General features: G+C 62.1%; 13 protein-coding genes and 3 pseudogenes. 10 read left to right on the top strand and 6 right to left on the bottom strand.

Annotated features, from left to right (window positions below; all coding sequences use genetic code 11):
- Positions 1-105: 105 nt before the first annotated feature.
- The 5 genes and pseudogenes from NKK52_RS30070 to NKK52_RS30050 form a co-directional block, all read right to left on the bottom strand.
- Positions 106-1,449: a cytochrome P450 gene (locus NKK52_RS30070; protein WP_023684984.1), complete on the bottom strand. Its 1,344-nt coding sequence runs from the start codon at positions 1,447-1,449 to the stop codon at positions 106-108.
- Positions 1,449-2,291: a glucose 1-dehydrogenase gene (locus NKK52_RS30065; RefSeq protein WP_031204274.1), complete on the bottom strand. Its 843-nt coding sequence runs from the start codon at positions 2,289-2,291 to the stop codon at positions 1,449-1,451. The genes NKK52_RS30070 and NKK52_RS30065 overlap by 1 nt, the downstream gene beginning before the upstream one ends.
- A gap of 168 nt (positions 2,292-2,459) precedes the next feature.
- A pseudogene (locus NKK52_RS32295) lies at positions 2,460-2,585 on the bottom strand (ferredoxin); the annotation flags it as partial.
- Between the two features lies 1 nt (position 2,586).
- Positions 2,587-3,876 carry a cytochrome P450 gene (locus NKK52_RS30055; protein WP_031204275.1) on the bottom strand — a complete coding sequence of 430 codons (1,290 nt, stop codon included), beginning with the start codon at positions 3,874-3,876 and terminating at the stop codon, positions 2,587-2,589.
- Between the two features lie 91 nt (positions 3,877-3,967).
- Positions 3,968-5,170, bottom strand: coding sequence for a cytochrome P450 (locus NKK52_RS30050; protein WP_023684987.1), 1,203 nt, complete (start codon positions 5,168-5,170; stop codon positions 3,968-3,970).
- Positions 5,171-6,794: 1,624 nt separating this feature from the next.
- Here NKK52_RS30050 and NKK52_RS30045 point away from each other — a divergent pair.
- The 3 genes from NKK52_RS30045 to NKK52_RS30035 all read left to right on the top strand — a co-directional run bounded on the left by NKK52_RS30045 (position 6,795) and on the right by NKK52_RS30035 (position 10,109).
- On the top strand, positions 6,795-7,328 hold the full coding sequence (locus NKK52_RS30045) for a peroxiredoxin (RefSeq protein ID WP_023684990.1): 534 nt from the start codon (positions 6,795-6,797) through the stop codon (positions 7,326-7,328).
- A 69-nt stretch (positions 7,329-7,397) separates the two neighbouring features.
- Positions 7,398-8,834 (top strand): RNA polymerase factor sigma-54, encoded by a 1,437-nt coding sequence (gene rpoN, locus NKK52_RS30040; protein ID WP_023684991.1) that lies wholly within the window; start codon positions 7,398-7,400, stop codon positions 8,832-8,834.
- A 57-nt stretch (positions 8,835-8,891) separates the two neighbouring features.
- Positions 8,892-10,109 carry an MFS transporter gene (locus NKK52_RS30035; protein ID WP_352630761.1) on the top strand — a complete coding sequence of 406 codons (1,218 nt, stop codon included), beginning with the start codon at positions 8,892-8,894 and terminating at the stop codon, positions 10,107-10,109.
- Positions 10,110-10,250: 141 nt separating this feature from the next.
- Here NKK52_RS30035 and NKK52_RS30030 read toward each other — a convergent pair.
- Positions 10,251-10,490: pseudogene (locus NKK52_RS30030) on the bottom strand (ABC transporter permease); the annotation flags it as partial.
- A gap of 56 nt (positions 10,491-10,546) precedes the next feature.
- On the opposite strand from NKK52_RS30030, the pseudogene NKK52_RS30025 reads away from it, so the two are divergent.
- From NKK52_RS30025 to NKK52_RS29995, 7 genes and pseudogenes are all read left to right on the top strand, one after another.
- Positions 10,547-10,723, top strand: a pseudogene (locus NKK52_RS30025) (type II toxin-antitoxin system RelE/ParE family toxin); the annotation flags it as partial.
- Entirely contained in the window at positions 10,723-10,950 is a 228-nt protein-coding gene (locus tag NKK52_RS30020) for a hypothetical protein (RefSeq protein ID WP_023684995.1), read from the top strand. The pseudogene NKK52_RS30025 and the gene NKK52_RS30020, both read left to right, overlap by 1 nt.
- Before the next feature lie 424 nt (positions 10,951-11,374).
- Positions 11,375-11,935, top strand: coding sequence for a hypothetical protein (locus tag NKK52_RS30015; RefSeq protein ID WP_031204278.1), 561 nt, complete (start codon positions 11,375-11,377; stop codon positions 11,933-11,935).
- Between the two features lie 313 nt (positions 11,936-12,248).
- The gene (locus NKK52_RS30010) at positions 12,249-12,620 is read left to right on the top strand and encodes a helix-turn-helix domain-containing protein (RefSeq protein ID WP_031204280.1); all 372 of its coding nucleotides are present in this window, start codon (positions 12,249-12,251) and stop codon (positions 12,618-12,620) included.
- Positions 12,613-13,638: an ImmA/IrrE family metallo-endopeptidase gene (locus tag NKK52_RS30005; protein ID WP_023685000.1), complete on the top strand. Its 1,026-nt coding sequence runs from the start codon at positions 12,613-12,615 to the stop codon at positions 13,636-13,638. The genes NKK52_RS30010 and NKK52_RS30005 overlap by 8 nt, the downstream gene beginning before the upstream one ends.
- Complete coding sequence (locus NKK52_RS30000) at positions 13,638-14,309, top strand: C1 family peptidase (RefSeq protein ID WP_031204282.1); 672 nt, start codon at positions 13,638-13,640, stop codon at positions 14,307-14,309. The genes NKK52_RS30005 and NKK52_RS30000 overlap by 1 nt, the downstream gene beginning before the upstream one ends.
- Complete coding sequence (locus NKK52_RS29995; RefSeq protein ID WP_050592010.1) at positions 14,302-15,120, top strand: hypothetical protein; 819 nt, start codon at positions 14,302-14,304, stop codon at positions 15,118-15,120. Before NKK52_RS30000 ends, NKK52_RS29995 begins: the two co-directional genes overlap by 8 nt.
- The last annotated feature ends 1 nt before the right edge of the window (position 15,121 follow it).

Raw genomic sequence — 15,121 nt, 5'->3', positions numbered from 1 at the left:
CGGCCACGGCGAGCGCAAGTCGTCACACGAGTGCGTGCGCCGGGTGCAGCAATGCCGCGCCCCGCCAGCGCCGCTGCCTTGCCACACAGGGCGTGCGACGCCAGCTCATGAGAAGCCTATGCGGATTGCCATGGACGGATGTGCGGTCGGGTAATAGCGCCGGCCTTTTTCGACGTCGCTCAGCAACTGCGGCCGCACCCCGGCCTTGTGCATGGTCAGCGCCAAGGCGATGCAGAACTGCACCATTTCCAGCCATACCAGGTGGTAGCCGATGCAGACGTGTGGGCCGGTACCGAACTGCAGCATGTCCACGGGCCGGATCGGTTCTGTGCGTAGCAGCCACCGCGCCAGGCGGAACTGATCAGGCGCCTCGTGTAGCAGCGCCGAGGTCGAGAAATGCAGCAGCGGGATGCATAGGTGGGTGCCCGCGGGAATACGCCGTTGGCCGAGTTGCAATTCCTGAAGCGCGCGACGCGGCAGGAGCGTGGTCGCCGGATGCAGGCGCAGTGTCTCGCGGAACAGCGCCTCGGCGACCGGACACTGCGCCAGGTCCGCGTGCCGGGTCGGCACCGCGCCCACGCGTTGCGCCTCCTCGACCAGGGCGTCCCACAGCACAGGCTGCCGCGCCAGCTCGATCACGATCCAGGCCATCGTCGAGGCAGTGGTGTCGTGACCGGCAAGCAGCAGCAAGCGAATATTCGCGACCAGGACGTCATCGGAGAGCGGACCGTCGCTGCTGTCAAAAGCGCTCACCATGTCGTTGATGAACCCGGTGCGCGCGGCATGCGCGCGCGCATCGCGGACGAACCGGCGCAACTGCGCGTCGATCCAGTCGCGGGCGGAGCGGCCGCGCCGCAAAGGCAATCCGGGCAGGTCGACCGGTGGCGCGATGATCAACTGCAGCAATTGCCGGTACTTGCGATGCCATCCCGGCAGGTCCTGCGCGGGGATTCCCATGAGGCTGAAGATGAGCTTCAGCATCAGGTCGCCGGTCTCGCGCAGGATAGTTACCTCGCCGCAGGCGCGCCACGCCTGCACCCGCGCCTGGATGACCGGCGCGAACAGGTCGCCGATCCCGGCCTGGGTCAGCCCCTTGGGCAAGAACGCTGTCTTGATGGCATCGCGAGCCTGCCGGTGAGCGCCGCCGTCCAGGGCAACCAACGTTCCGCCAAGCAATTCGGGCGCGATCTCTTCGATCAGCGCCGAGGACACGTCCTTGTGCTTGAGCAGAGAGAATGCGTCCGGATCCACACAGGTCATCAGATGTCCGGCAGGGCCGAAATCCAGCCAGAAGTGGCTGCCCAGCGTCCGTTCTGCGCGTTGCAGCAGGCGCGGCAGGTCGCAGACAATGGCGGGAAGATGCCCGACCAGGGGGAAAGCGCCGGGCATGACCGGGATGTCGGATCGCAGCCGGTGCCGACGGTTGAGTGGGTTGAGCAGTATGTCCATCAGCAGCGCGCCGCCGTCGCCGATTCGGTATCGCCGGCAGGGCGCGCGGCGCAGCTGTTGCCACCGTCCGCGTATGTCGGCACATGCGCCAGCATGCCGCCATCGATGCACACGACCTGGCCGGTGATGAACGCAGCATCGGCGGAGAGCAGGAACGCCACGAGCGCGGCCACGTCCTCGGGGCGGCCGACGCGCTGCAGGAGCTGGTGCCGGCGCAGATGCCGTTGCATGCACTCGTCCAGCTTGGCGAGGAGACGCTCGGTCATGATAAGACCCGGCGCAACCGCGTTGCAGCGAATCTGCGCATGACCGTACTGGGTGGCGAGCGAAGCCGAGAGCATGTTCATCGCCGCCTTCGACGCGCCATAGGACGTCTGCGCCGTGTCACCGCTGAGCCCTTGGCACGACGACATGTTGACGATCGCGCCACCGCCGCGGGCGATCATCCGTGGGATGGCCTGCCGGCAGCAGAGCAGCGTGCCGCGCAGATTGGTCGCCATGGTCTGGTCCCAGACTGCCAGGTCCAGGTCGAGGATCGCGCAGTCGCGCGGGGTCAGATGCATGGCGCTCGCATTGTTAACCAGCAGGTCGACCCCCCCGAAGTGCCGCTCCGCCGTCTCGAACAGTGCTGCCACCGCCTGATCATCGGCGATATCCATGGCTATGGGCAGCGCGTGGCCTGCATCGGCCGCGATCTGCGCGGTGCAGGCGATGGCCGCCGAGCCATCAATGTCGGCCACCACCACTCTGCCGCCCCCGCGCGCGATGGCGAGAGCGCATGCCTTGCCGATGCCGGCGCCGGCGCCGGTCACCACGGCCACCTTGCCTTCAAACCGTCCCATCGTGCCTCCTGAATTGCATTGTTCTTCGGGGGCATGCCGCTCGGTCTGCGCCGGAGAAGGCGCAGGGTCGGCGCTGGCGCGCTCGTCATGGCCGGCGTCGCTTTCGATCACCCGAATGGCGGCGACCGGGCACTGGTTGGCCGCAAGCCGCACGGCGTCATGCAGCGCCTGCGGGACCGTCGCCACGCACACTTCGGCCACGCCGTCCGGTTCGCGCTGGCGAAAGGTGCCCGGCAGCGTCAGCACGCACTGTCCGGTAGTTCCGCACAGATCCTGATCGACCACGACGCGCATCTCAGCCCTCCTGCCCATGCAGCCGCACCGGCAGCGCGCGGAACGTCCTAAGGAACGCGGAGGGCTCCCGGGTCGGCTGCTCGGCCAATGCCAGCGTGGGGAAGCGCGCCTGGATCTGCGGCAGGCTTTCGGCCAACTGCACCCGGGCCAGCTGCGCACCAAGGCAGAAGTGGATGCCGTGGCCGAAGGTCAGCATGATCTTCCCGTCGATCGACATGCCAGGACTGGTGCCGCAGAACCGCACGGGATCGAAGCGATCGGGATCTGCGAAGGCGTCCGGGTCGCGATTGCCGGCCGCGATCAGCACGCGCACGTCCGCGTTCTTCGGGATCACGACGCCGCCCATTTCGATGTCGCGCTGGGCGATACGCGGAATGGAGCTGAACATGGCGGGCGCGTCGTAGCGCAGGGCTTCTTCGACGAATGCCTTCACCCCCACGGCATCTCCCTTCAGCCAGTGCCGCTGTTCGGGATACGCCAGCATCGCCAGGACAGCATGGCCGATGGCCGCAGCAGTGGTGGCGAAGCCGCCCAGCAGCATGCCCCAGAGCATGCTGATCAATTCCGCATCCGACAGCGTCTCGGCATCGTCGTCGTGTGCGCCGACCAGCATTGACACGATGTCGTGGCGGGAATCGGTGCGCTTGCGCTGTATGAGGTCGCCGAAGTAGGCCTGCACCCTGGCGCTGGCCTCGTCCCCCGCGGCGAGCTGCGGATCGCTGGCGTGCGGGCTCAGGCCTTCCAGAATGGCGCTGATGCCGGTGACGAGCGCGAGAATGTCGTCCGGGGGCATGCCGAACAGTTCACCGAAAACCAGCATGGGCAAGGCCAGCGCGAATTCCTGATGCAGGTCCACTGCCTCCCCGCGCTCCAGCGCGGGCGCCATGCCGTCCAGGCGCGCCGCGACAATGCGAGCCATGGTCGGCCTCAGCTTGTCAATCTGGCCGATGGTGAAATCGCGCGAGATCAGCCGGCGCAGACGCGTATGCGTTGGAGGTTCCTTCATCGCCAAAGTGGACGCCAGCAGACTTAGCGACAGGCTGGTCGCCGCACGCGGGAAATAGCGCGCCAGTTCGCCTGGCGCCGGCCCCCGAAAAGCATCGCCCGTGGCCTTGAGCGCCCAGTAGATGTCGGCGTGGCGGCTCAACAGAAAGAGGCCCGACGCCGCGCGATGTACCGGATCGTGCTCGCGCAACCACCGCATGAATGGATACGGGTCCTGAATGCACGCTGGCGACGCCAGTTCGGCGAAGGCGTCCCGGCATGCTGCCGTGGTTTCTTGCACGTCCATCTTGGTCACCTGTTGGTTGGCTGATCTGATCGGCGCGCGGCAGGGGCGCCGGCAATTCGAGAGCATCGGGATTCCTGGTGGCGTCCGCGCATCACCAGAGCACCGGGAACTCCTCGAACCCGCCAGTGATGATCTCCTTGCGCAACTTCAGTTCTTCGGGCGCCACCGCCAGGCGCAGCGCGGGAAAGCGCTGGAAGATCGAACCGAACACCGCTTTGAGTTCCAGCCTGGCTAGCGCCAAGCCGATGCAGCTGTGCGGCCCGTAGGAGAACGCCAAGTGCGGGTTTTCGTCACGTCCGATGTCGAAGATTTCCGGGTCGTCGAAATGGCGCGGATCGAACGACGTCGCCGGCAGGCCGACCAGCACCTTGCTCTCTGCGGGAACATGCACGCCCGCGATGGTCACGTCGGTCCTAGGATAGCGCATGATGCCGTCCCAGCCGGCGCCCGGCGGGTACATGCGCAGGATTTCCTCCACGGCCTTGTCCACCAGGGATGGATTGCCCACCAGGCGTTCGCGCTGTTGCGGATGGCGGAACATGGCCAGCAGGCCAAATTCGATCTGTGCCACGGTGCTCTCGTGCCCCGCCACCAGCATGCCTGCCGCCAGGCCGATCGCCTCTTCCTCGGTCGCCTTGCCCTGGTCGACCGCCGCGAGCAGATCCGTCAGCACGTTGTCGCCCGGATCCTGGCGCTTGTCCCGCATCTTGCCGCGAATGTAGGCGCGGAGTTCTTCCCAGGCCAAGCGCGACGCGCTTCGCGGGCCGCTTTCATGCTGGTGCGTCATCACCTCGTCGGGCAGCCCGGCGAAAAAGGCGTGGCCCTCGTAGAGCACGCCCATCAGCGCGCCAATGACCATGGCTGGAAGCGGAAAGGAGAGGTGGCGCCGCAGATCGGCGGGCTGGGGCTGGGCCGCCAGCGTCTCAAACAACTGCGCGGCGATCGCCTCGACCTGCTGCGCGAGCTGCTTCACCCTGCCGTTGCTGAAGGCCGGCGCCACGATCGTGCGTAGCCGCGTATGCTCGCCCCCCTCGTGCGAGACCAGCCATCCTGGCGAACCGAGAATCACCGAATCCGGGGTGAATGCGGCCGGCGGCATTCCCGCGGGCCGGAACGCCGCGTCGGACAACACCGCCTTGGCCTCGTCATAGCCTGTGACCCACCAGCCTTCGTGCCCGGACGGGAAGCGCACGCGGTGGATCGGACCGTTGGCCCGCAGCGCCAACATCTCGGGCGAGGGCTCAATGTGATCGACCCGCCACATCGGCAGCGTCGGCAAAGGTTGTTCGGGCATGATGGCACTTCACTCGGTAACGATGGAAGGGCGGAAGGTGACCGGCGGACGCTGCGGCAGCGAAGACCTGAGACGGCATGTAGACGACGTCGTCCGGAGGCAGACCGATTATCAAGATCGGCTAACGCGTAACTGTCTAGGCACATCGCGCGGCGAGATGCAGAACATTATCCTGTACCTTCGAGGTCAGGATAAAGTCCGTGTGGTGGGCCTTTGACTCGCCGCCGGCCAAGATTTCCTGCGCAAGCGTCGACAAGGGCGGCGAGCTGTTGGGTAAGGGCTTTCGCCGAGGCCCCCCTGCCCATAGACGCTATCCGACGCAGATTTGACATTTTGCTTTTCTTTCTTCGTTCGATTCGTGTCATCCACGAAATGAAAGTCGGTCGGCGGCTCCCGGCCCGCAACGAAGGTGCTTCAAATCTCGTGCCAATTTGGCCGCAGCAGAAAAACTCGTGGCAGCTTCTCAGCGGCTTAGCCTGAGGCCAGAGAAGAACTAGGCGAAATAAGCCGGTGTCGCGGGCCAACAAAGGCGACGGAACAGTGTCGGACAGAACGCCTCGGGCGACCTTTAGGTCGGGCCTGCGACATTCTGGTCCAGTTTCGAACATAAGAGGGCGGCAAACAGACACGATTGGGGAATTCGGTCCTCACGGCGCCAAGGCGCTTGCCCAAGAGCGCGCGCTCATGTTGCTGCGAGAGGCGCGTGTTCGCGATAGCCGTGCTGCGCACCCATGAACGCTAGCGGCACACGCTACGACTGGAGTGCCCGCCAGCCTCAGGTGGTGCATCGGCTCGGCTTCCGGTTCTTCTTTGCCCAGCCGGGGCTGAAGCGCCGAATATCCGCACCATACAGCATCGGATGTGACGAGGCGGCATAGCGCGCTCCCGGTCTTCTAAGACACGGCCTCCGAGAAGAAGGGGGCGGTCCAACAGCACCTCTATTTGAAATGGCACGCCGCTTGCTGCTCCTGGTTAGAGCACCATCAAATTACGATGAAAGCGACTTGCACCATGCCCGACGCGCGAAGCTCTAGACAGTGGCCTGAGGAGACGGTGCCCGTTCCCGCTGAACATCGGGACATCGTCTCCTCCGGAAGGCCGTTCTCGGTGGCCGCTTTGCGCATGGCTGGTCCGATGCCGGCACGCCAACACGGGCCGCTCGCGCAAATGCCGTTTACCGGTTCTGTTCAGCATGGGAGTGCCCAAGGGCCCCGTCAAAGGGTCACCCAAGCCAAGGCCGGCGGGTCACTGCCACATATCGACAACACGCTGAACCAGTCCAGTGACCCGAGTCTGCGTGAAGTGACATTTCAGGTCGCCACATGCTTGCGATATTGGCTACTGCCGGCCGCTATCCCTTTTCCCCGGGCACGATCGCGGGTGACCGATCCCGCTTCCGGCGCCATAGCCGTGGAAAGCAAGCGGCTCGACGGTCTCCAGCTCGCTCAGATCGATTGCCTTCGCGTGGCCAAGACCACCCGCCAAGACGTTCCCCGGCATGGAAAAGGAGGCTGCTAACCGCGAGGTCCTCACTCCGTGCCCGGCATACGAGCCTTAGCTCGGTATTGCGCCAGCCTCTGCCAGAATTCAGCGCGCCAGTTTCTACTTTTGCAGGAGCAAATTAATGACAGTTCAAAAGAAAGTTCCTTTCGTCACCTTTCTCACGCGTGTTCACGATAAGTCAGTCCAGGCGCCAAATCCATATCGCTGGGAAGAAAAGACATCTGACGACTACTTTGCCGGCAAGCGGGTCATCCTGTTCTCGCTGCCTGGCGCCTTCACCCCGACCTGCTCGACCTACCAATTGCCCAAGTTCGAAGAGCTCTATGATGAGTTTGCGAAGCAGGGAATTGACGCGATTTACTGCGTCTCAGTCAACGATGCCTTCGTCATGAATGCGTGGGGGAAGTCCTTGGGCCTGAAGCAGGTCGAACTCATCCCCGATGGCTCAGGCGAGTTCACACGCAAAATGGGCATGCTGGTCGCCAAGGACAATCTCGGCTTCGGGATGCGCTCCTGGCGCTACGCCGCCCTGATCAACAATGGCGTGGTGGAGCACTGGTTCGAGGAGGAAGGTTTCTCCGACAATTGCGAGGCCGACCCGTATGGCGTCTCATCCCCGCAAAATGTTCTCGAAACGCTGAAAGCCGCCGCCTGACCTAGAAAACGTCTCACTGGTGCCATTGCCGGCCCCAAGAGGCTCCTCGACAGGATTATCGCGCTCACCATGCAATCCTCAGCAAGCCTGCTTCAGCGCCAGAAGCAATCCATGGTCGCATCGCCTCAACTCATTGAGTCGATTCGCTTGCTGCAACTGGCGCACACTGAACTGCATCAGTTCGTGGAGCGGGAAATCGAGAAGAACCCGCTCTTGGAATCTGCGTCAAACGATGGCGGGCCTTTTGACGATGCTTCGATTTCGGGAGCGGATCAGCCTCTCGGCCCTGGTGCAAACGCCGTTGAAGGACTGACCGGGGCAGGGTCGCCTGAACGGCTCGGGCAATGGAAATCACTTCGCAACATGACCAACAACCCGCCGGGCAATGGCCCTTCCCTCGACGAGTTTGCCACCCTCGCCGAAACATTGCACGACCATGTCGCTCGTCAGATCGCCCTCACTGCGTTCACACCACAGGAGCGGCTGATCGCTGGCCAGCTTGCCGCCGATTTGGAAGACACTGGCTATCTTCGGGCAAACCTTTTGGAGCTGGCCGAGAGCCTGAATGTCTGTGAGGCTGTTGTGGAACGGGTTCTCGGAACGCTGCAGCAATTTGATCCACCGGGAGTTTTTGCGCGAAATCTCAGAGAATGCCTCGAGATCCAGTTGCGCCAGCGAAACCGGCTCGACCCGGCAATGGCAGCTTTGGTTGCCAACCTTGAAATGCTTGCGCGACGCGATTTTGAGGCACTAAAGCAGCATTGCGGCGTCGATGAAGAAGACCTTCTCGACATGATGCATGAGATTCGGGCGCTCGATCCCAAGCCTGGGAACAGATTCCAATCCGGTGCGTCTGAATCAATTATACCCGACGTCTGGGTCACGCCATCGCCGCAAGGCGGGTGGCAGATCGAACTTGATCCCGCCACGTTGCCGAAGCTGCTGATCAACCAAACCTACTATGCCGAAGTCACGCGTCAAACTGCCCAAAATTCGAAAGATAAAGCATTTCTCGACGAATGCTTGCAAAACGCGAACTGGCTAATCCGCAGCCTCGATCAGCGCGCCAAGACGATTGTTAAGGTTGCGGCTGAAATCGTGCGTCAGCAGGATGCCTTTTTGGAACATGGCGTCGCCCACCTGCGGCCTCTCAATCTCAGAACCGTCGCTGACGCGATCGGCGTGCACGAGTCGACGGTAAGCCGGGTGACCTCGAACAAGTACATGCTTACCCCGCGCGGCGTCTTTGAACTGAAGTATTTTTTCACCGTCGCGATCGCGTCCTGCCAAGGCGGCGATGCGCACTCCGCCGAAGCTGTCCGGCATCGGATCAAAGCGATCATTGCCGCAGAATCTCCCGGCGACGTGCTTTCCGACGAGGACATCGCTGTCCGGCTGAAGGAAACCGGCATTGATGTGGCGCGCCGCACCGTCACAAAGTATCGCGAAGCAATGAACATCCCCTCCTCCGTACAACGCCGCCGGGAAATGCGCTTGTGTTTTTAGATTTGGGTCAAGGCAGCCAACATCACGTTGCATTGCATCAAAGTGGAGACTTCGTCCATGACCCAATCCGCAGCAGGCGTCATGAACGCTGTTCTGCACGACCCAGAAAAGCCCGTCGCACCGTCTGGTCCCGCATGGGGTGCGGTCATTTCGCTTTCCTTGGGCACCTTCGGGCTGGTCACGGCAGAGTTTCTGCCTGTCAGCCTGCTCACGCCCCTCGCGCACGATCTCGGTATCAGCGAGGGAGCGGCTGGACAGGCGATGACGGCGACAGCTATCGTCGGGGCGATCTCGGCGCCGACGGTGGCCATCATCACAAAGCGCCTGGACCGCAGGACCGTCATGTGGACCATGACGCTGCTGCTGATCCTGTCGGACGTTCTGGCGGCCGGCGCGTGGTCGCTGGCGGTTCTCCTGACTGCACGCGTCGTGCTCGGCATAGCGCTCGGAGGCTTCTGGTCGATGTCGGCAGCACTGGCGATGCGGCTCGTTCCAAGCCACCTCCTGCCGCGCGCTATGTCGATCATCCTCACCGGCGTTTCCGTAGCTACCGTCTGCGCAGCTCCAATCGGTGCTTATGTCGGCGATATCTGGGGATGGCGAAGCGCCTTCATGCTCGCCGCAGCCGGCGCCGCCGCTACACTGCTCGTGCAGCTCATAACCATTCCGAGACTGCCTCCGATTGGAGTGACTAGCGTCCGCAGCCTGCTGGACGTGGCAAAGATTCCGATGGTCAAGGTTGTGCTCTTTGTCATCCTGCTGGTCGCTTCCGGCCACTTCGCCGGAATCACCTATATCCGCGCCTTCCTCGAAAAGATTCCCGCGCTTGACGTCGAGACGATCTCGCTTGTGTTGCTTGCTTTTGGCATCGGCGGATTCTTCGGCAATTTGGCCGGCGGGCTTCTGGCCGAGTACAGTCTCAAGGCAGTCGCGGCCCTTGCACCGCTGCTCATAGGGATAGCGGCTGTTTCGCTACTGACGGCGGGAGCATCGGCCTTCGCCTCGGGGATTGCGGTTGGCGCGTGGGGCTTTGCCTTCGGCGCGGTGCCGGTGGGATTACAGACGTGGATGGTGCGGCGGGCCGTTCCCGAGCAGGCCGAAAGCGCCGGTGTGCTGATGGTCGTAGCATTCCAAGTGGCAATCGCAGCCGGCGCGATTTTGGGCGGGCTATTGGTGGAGAATGCGGGGATCGCCAGCGCCATTGCCTACAGTGCTGTTGCCACGTTCGTCGCTGCCCTCATAGTATTCCTGCTCGGCCCGAAGCGCGAAACCTAGACCGCCTGGCAGGAGAGATCTCAGCAGCGCAGCGGGACGAGAGGTCCAATCGCATGCACGGCGCGGCGCGATCCTCTGCTTGCATGGACCCGCGGAAGCGCTTCGCCGGCTTCACCTCCGGGCCATGGCGACCGACACCGCCAGACAAGCGAACCTCGCCGGCACCGGTTTCCATTTGGCGACGGTGAGCGCTGCCGGCGCGATGAAACGCTTGCTGGCGGTCATATCCTTCACGACAAGCCGGCATTCTGGGCAAGCGACAGCTACACGCCGGCTACGCCCGTCAGAACGCCGGTGACGATGCCACTCGATAGCGCAGACAGGTCGCGAATTGCCCGTCGTGTCAACGGCGGCCGGCTTATCGTCGACCGCGCGTACTTTGTTTCGGCCGATGAGGGGACTAGCGGACCGCATAGCCTAGCTTCGACGCTGATGATGGTGTCTGGCGGGTTGCGTTCGCATTCGACCGGAAGCGGAAGGCCATCCTGCTCGTCGCCGGCAATAAGTCGGGCGTGAGTGAGAAGCGCTTCGATAAAAGTCTGTTCGCCAAGGTGGACAAGCGCTATCAAGGGCATCTCGACCGTTTGGCGGCGGCGAAGAAGGGGAAGAAGTGATGGGACGCAAGCTTGACGACCTAATCGCTGCGCTGCCCGAGGATCGTTGGGAGCGGGTCGACGCGCGTTTCGAAGAGTTAAGGGGAGAAGTCGAGAGTCTCGGCGAGTTGCGGCGTGCCGCTGGAAAGGCCCAGGCCGAAATCGCTTCGGTCCTCAAGATCAAGCAGCCTTCGGTCTCGAAGATCGAGAAACAAGCCGACATGTACTTGTCTACCCTTAAAAGCTAGTCGAGGCGATCGGGAGCAACTCGAACTCGTCGTTCGCCATCCCTCGCGCGCGCCCCTCGGTGGAGCGGCTCGGCGACGTCGTGGCTCCCAAAGCGGTCTCCATGCGTAGCGTTAAAAGAGCGGCAGGTGGACTTAATCGCACAAAGGCCGCACGCGCCGGCTGACCTCACTCTGTTTCGGCTAAAGACTAACGATGGGGCGAGATGGTCTCCTCGATGCAGGGAGTAGGTATGAGCAACGTCCCAGTTAAGCCAAAGACCGATCTGCCCGCCGTCACACTGCCCGACGTGACCCCTCTCTCCTCGCCCATGCTAGCCCAACTTACCGCCGCGTTGGGAGTCCGCCGCAATGTGCTCGCCGAGGACGACCAGATCGCCCATGCTTGGTCCCAGCTCCCACGCCTGATCAAGAGATCCCGCCGCACGTGCGCGATGACCGGATCGTCAAAATGTGTGTCGCCGTCGCCACCGGTCTGTGCGACGCAGCCATCAACTATGTTTGGAACGCGGCCGTGGTGGAACTGCGCGTCAAGGTTCGACGGTTCGGCATCAACGTCGTCCCTCAGATCCTCGACGACAAGTCCTTCGACGAGGACACGCTCCTCGACCTCAAGGACGCCGAGCTGCTCGACCTCTGCCGTAAGCTCAACCTGATTGGTGACGACGGCTTCTTCTTCCTCGACCAGTGCAGGGCCACACGCAACAGTTTCTTTATCCTTGCGCCTGAGGGCGTAGAACGCCGTTCGAAGCGTGTCTACATTGATATGGTGGTAGAGCGCGGTGAACCGTTCCTTCTTCCTCAGCCCTGCGGCTGCGTACGCGGTCCAACGACTGGGACATGCGAGCCCGACTCTGTGTCCGGTGCATGCGTTGCTGTTCCACGTTCCCCTTGGTCCCCGGCCTTGGTTCCACCAACTCTGCTGCCGGTTGTCCGGCTTTGTTCGTCGGCTTCACGCCATGTTGTCTGTTTTTCAGACATGTGCTAGATTTGAGTCGGATAAATGGACATGCGAGGTATCATCATGTTCCCTGATAGAGCGTTTGAAGATGCAATCCGAAATGAAATCAGTACGGCTATCAATGACCGTCCTGCTCCACGCGCGGCATGGGAGCCCGCGGTTGACTCGCTAGTGATGGTCCGGGTTGTTTTGCGTATCGAGGAAGAGTTCGCACTCAATCTTCCGGACGACGTAATGCCAGCTGGTGGCTTCCGTAGTGTCGAACACTGCGTAGTGGCCGTCATGGAGACATGTCGTGAAGCGTGGAGAGTGAGCCAGCATGAAAGCGAGGAGGTGTAATATGGCACGGACCCCTGTTGGATTTGCCGGTCCAAACCCCGAGGCCGTTCAGCTCGGCAAGCGCCTCAAGGACGCGCGTGAATATGTGGGCATTACACAAGAAGAAGCGGCGAACCATCTGAACGTCCGGCGCTCGGCAATTTCGGAAATGGAGGCAGGCAAGAGGGGTGTCGGCGCCCTTGAAATAAAAAGTCTAGCCGCTCTCTACGAGCGACCCACGTCCTGGTTTACCGGCGAATCCGAGCAGCGCGTGCCCGAAGACGTCGCATTCCTGGCGCGCACCGTGAGCGATCTATCAGAGAACGACAGAGGTGAGCTGGCAAGCTTTGCGGAATTCCTGCGCTCCCGTTCGAAGGTGACCAAGAATGGCTAAGGCGCCCACGCGCGACGCAGTCCTGAAGGGCATGCGGGCAGCGCTTCGCCTGCAGCGCGACCTCGGCCTTGATCAAGGCGCCGCGCGAGGGCATCGCGTGGACGTATTCGGCTCGATTTACAGACAGAATGTCCCCTTGCTTTTCCGCAAGCTTGAACCGCTGTTGGGGGCTTATCTGCGCGAGGGGGGCAATCCAGGGATCATTCTGACGACGCGTCGTCCGCTCGGCCAACAGCGCTTCACCGCGGCACACGAGCTTGGACACCACGTGCTGAACCATGATCCCCATGCGGACGATGATAGCATTCTGCGCCGGTCGCCGGATCACGCTCGAGACTACATCAATCTTCCACCCGCCGAGCAAGAAGCCGATGCTTTCGCATCATACTTCCTCGTGCCTGACTGGCTGATTACGGCACTCATGCAGCGTCACCATTGGACGCCGCAGCATCTTCAGAATGCTGACATCGTTTACCAAATGGCATTGCGCGTTGGCGCAAGCTATCGCGCGACACTCTACGCGCTAGTGCGCAACAGGGTTATTGCGAACGGAATCCGGAAGCAGCTTGTTAAAGCGCAACCAGCGACGATCAAGCGTGCACTCGTGCCCGACTATCCAATTGGGTCCACGCAAAACATCGATGTGTGGCACCTGACAGAGCGCGACGAGGGTACGGTGATCGAAGCCGGCCGGGACGACTTGTTCGTGGTCAAGCTGCGAGAAGACAGTAACGCCGGTTACGTCTGGAATTTCGACGAACTGGAAATGGCTGGTTTCGCGATACTCAAAGATGGTCGCGAACAGGTTGCCGAAGGGGTCGTCGGGGCTCCGACGATCCGACATGTACTCGCGCGTGCTTCCGACGCGACCGTGCACGGTGTCTATACTTTGTGGGAGCGTCGGCAGTGGGCGCCGGCGGACGATCCCAAACGCTGGTCGTTCGACTACAGGCCTGTCTATTCGCACGATGCAGGACTGTTTCGCCCCTCGTTCAAACACGCGGGCGGTGCGCGCTGATGTTGAATGTCGTCGCTGATCTGAGAAAGAGGCTTGAGCCGGCCCGCGATCAAGGCCGCCGCCCAACCTGCCTGTCTTTCGCGGCGAGTGCGACCCACCGTGCGGCGCATAAGCACCCAAGCCAGTTGTCTCCTGAATGGCTCTATTACCACGCAACCCGACGTGACGGGTTGCAGCCGGACCAAGGTTCGACGGTTGAAGCGACCTGTGTGGCGATCTTGAATGACGGTCAACCGGATGAGGTGTTCTGGCCTTACCAAGATCGCGACGTTTGCCCCAATCCCTATCAGCCGCCCGGCCAACGCCCAGTCGTCGTCCGCTGCGATACCGGCCAACGCAGCAGCGATGCTGATCTCTGGCGCTCTGAGATCGATTCGGGCTCACCTGTCGTCATCGCATTGTTCATTTCGCCCGCGTTTTACCGGGCGGCACGGTTCATCGGACCGGAGGCGCTGATGGCGGAGGATCATATTCCGATCGATCCTGCACTGGCGCATGCGGTCGTGCTAGCCGGACACGGCTACGTTAATGGCGTATCGCATTTTCTGGTCCGCAACTCCTGGGGACTGGGATGGGGATGGGCAGGCTACGCCTGGTTCTCCGAAACCTACCTCACCCGCCGCTTTGCCGGCGCCTTCGTCATCCAAGATGGAGCATCCGACTATGTATAATCCCATGACGCCCGCACCCACTCCCGTCTCCGCATGGATTAGAGCTGCCCTCCGGCTTAAGGCCGACGGCGATCAACACGGGCTTATGCTTCATATCGAAGATCCGACCGGATTTTCGCCGGGGGAGGGCGAGATTGTGTGTCAGGTCGACGCGTTCCTGCGCGATCATGACAAGTGCGGCGTCAGCACGGTCGCAAATACGATCTTCCCCGCCGCCCTTGATAGAGGCGACGGCATCGATGCGCTGACGAAGCGCTACATGCAGATCTACGAGCGCCGCATGCATCGTCAGGGCGAGTGGGGTCGCTATTTTCAGCGAATGGTCGCCTGGCCGACCGGCAGTGGCAAGGGTGCGGGAACCGTCAATCAGCTTTCCGCGAATATCGATACGCTCCGGGCGATGAGAAGCGGAGAAGCGAAGTTCTTCGGCAACGTGACAGAGATCGCACTCTTCGATCCGGCTCGCGATCTGCGCAAGAAAATGAACCGGCAATGCTTGAGCTTCATCGAGCTGAAGCCCGAGCGCGAGGGACATATGTGGCGGCTCAGCATGATGGCCGTCTATCGCAACCACTACTACGTCCAGCGCACGCTTGGTAATCTCATTGGCCTCGGCCGCCTGCTGCAGTTCATCGCCAACGAAACGGGTTTTGACATTGGGACGCTGACAATCCAGTCCACGCATGCGTGCCTCGATCCAGACCTGCAACGTGGCGAGGTTTTCGATCTGATAACAGCTTGCGACGATCCAACTGCCCTGACTGCCTCGTTGAGCCGCAGCAGTGTGCAACATCTGGTTGGCGCTCGATAGA

The organism is Mesorhizobium sp. C277A, assembly GCF_040324395.1.
Lineage (GTDB): Bacteria > Pseudomonadota > Alphaproteobacteria > Rhizobiales > Rhizobiaceae > Mesorhizobium.
Note: the sequence above shows the minus strand (reverse complement) of the source record. Positions and strands in the feature narration are given on the sequence as shown.

What these genes read in the sequence shown, in the direction of transcription:
- NKK52_RS30070 (WP_023684984.1), bottom strand. Translation starts at nt 1,449, where the DNA reads ATGGACATACTGCTCAACCCACTCAACCGTCGGCACCGGCTGCGATCC.
- NKK52_RS30020 (WP_023684995.1), top strand. Translation starts at nt 10,723, where the DNA reads ATGGGACGCAAGCTTGACGACCTAATCGCTGCGCTGCCCGAGGATCGT.
- rpoN (WP_023684991.1), top strand. Translation starts at nt 7,398, where the DNA reads ATGCAATCCTCAGCAAGCCTGCTTCAGCGCCAGAAGCAATCCATGGTC.
- NKK52_RS30000 (WP_031204282.1), top strand. Translation starts at nt 13,638, where the DNA reads ATGTTGAATGTCGTCGCTGATCTGAGAAAGAGGCTTGAGCCGGCCCGC.
- NKK52_RS30010 (WP_031204280.1), top strand. Translation starts at nt 12,249, where the DNA reads ATGGCACGGACCCCTGTTGGATTTGCCGGTCCAAACCCCGAGGCCGTT.
- NKK52_RS30045 (WP_023684990.1), top strand. Translation starts at nt 6,795, where the DNA reads ATGACAGTTCAAAAGAAAGTTCCTTTCGTCACCTTTCTCACGCGTGTT.
- NKK52_RS30065 (WP_031204274.1), bottom strand. Translation starts at nt 2,291, where the DNA reads ATGGGACGGTTTGAAGGCAAGGTGGCCGTGGTGACCGGCGCCGGCGCC.
- NKK52_RS30055 (WP_031204275.1), bottom strand. Translation starts at nt 3,876, where the DNA reads ATGGACGTGCAAGAAACCACGGCAGCATGCCGGGACGCCTTCGCCGAA.
- NKK52_RS29995 (WP_050592010.1), top strand. Translation starts at nt 14,302, where the DNA reads ATGTATAATCCCATGACGCCCGCACCCACTCCCGTCTCCGCATGGATT.
- NKK52_RS30035 (WP_352630761.1), top strand. Translation starts at nt 8,892, where the DNA reads ATGACCCAATCCGCAGCAGGCGTCATGAACGCTGTTCTGCACGACCCA.
- NKK52_RS30050 (WP_023684987.1), bottom strand. Translation starts at nt 5,170, where the DNA reads ATGCCCGAACAACCTTTGCCGACGCTGCCGATGTGGCGGGTCGATCAC.
- NKK52_RS30005 (WP_023685000.1), top strand. Translation starts at nt 12,613, where the DNA reads ATGGCTAAGGCGCCCACGCGCGACGCAGTCCTGAAGGGCATGCGGGCA.